Here is a 1,287-nt window from a genome sequence, read left to right on the forward strand (position 1 = left end):
AAAACGCTTATAAGGGCTTTAAATGCGTTTTTTCGTTTTGTCTGCTGAATTCATTTAAAAAAATGTTTGCGAGATGCCGAAAATTTTCAAAAGTGTGGCGCAAACAGCCTTCTCTTATGAGAAATTATGCTAGGATTTAACAGAAAAATGGTTATTTACAAAGGGGGATTGATGATGGCGAATATACCTTCTTCACAAATTGGTGTTCAAATAAACGAATGGTATATCCATATAAAACGATTCAATGTGACCGATGCTGAAATATTAAAAACGGAAATTGAGAGAAATTTAAATGATATGGAAGAGGATCAAGACGTCCTTTTATACTTTCAATTAATGGAGTTTAGACATCGTTTGATGTTGGACTATTTAAATCCCTCTGAAAACAGAATGAACAAAGCTGACTACTTGAGGGAGGTAGAAGGACAGGGGAAGAGACTTACTGGTCTTCTTGAATACTACTTTCATTTTTTTAAGGGAATGTATGAGTTTTCAAAAGGGGAATATTTGAGAGCTATCACGTTCTATAGACGTGCCGAAAAGAAGCTTTCACAAGTTTCAGATGAAATTGAGAGAGCAGAATTTTATTATAAAATTTCAGAAGTTTTTTATCATATGAAGCAAACTCATATGTCTATGTATTATGTGAAACTTGCTTATGATACATATACGGCCAACTCAACTTATGTTATTCGAGAAATAAACTGTCTTACAGTTGTTGCAGGAAATTATATTGATTTGAAAACTCATGAGAAGGCTTTGGTTCATTTTGAAAATACTCTTAAGATTGCTAGATCACTTGGTAACGACTCGATGGTTACAAAAGCTTTGTTGAATGTTGGATGTTGTCATAATGATATGGGGCAATACGATAAAGCAGTGTATTATTTTGATCGTGCTGTTGAGGTTGGCGAAAAAATTAAAGCTAAGGAATTGATCCAAGCCTATTATGATTTAGCTCTGATTTATCTTAGAAAAGGTAATAGAGAAACTGGAGTTTCTTTTTTTGAGAAGAGTTTAGAATATGTTCAATTTTTTGAGGATGCTTTATTTGGACGAGTTTTAAACGTGCTGAAGGCTTTGTATATAGATCTGGGTGATAGAGAGCATGTTCTTTATGCCATGAATGAATTGAGAAACGCAGCTGGTTTTCCTTATTTGGAGGAATTGGCATTAGAAGCCGCCGAATTCTATAATAGGCTTGAGCGTTTGGATGATTCTGTATTTTTTTATAGACAGATGATCGATGCTCAAAAACAAATTCGGAGGGGCGATGGCTTGTATGAG

At 34.3% G+C, this 1,287-nt stretch carries 1 protein-coding gene; it reads left to right on the forward strand.

Features of this window, described 5'->3' with window-relative positions:
* Positions 1-174 precede the first annotated feature (174 nt).
* A partial coding sequence (locus tag N521_RS00165) for a response regulator aspartate phosphatase (protein ID WP_035389179.1) occupies positions 175-1,287 on the forward strand: 1,113 nt, incomplete at its 3' end.

This window comes from Bacillus sp. UNC125MFCrub1.1, from assembly GCF_000701305.1.
Classification (GTDB): domain Bacteria; phylum Bacillota; class Bacilli; order Bacillales; family Bacillaceae; genus Bacillus; species Bacillus altitudinis.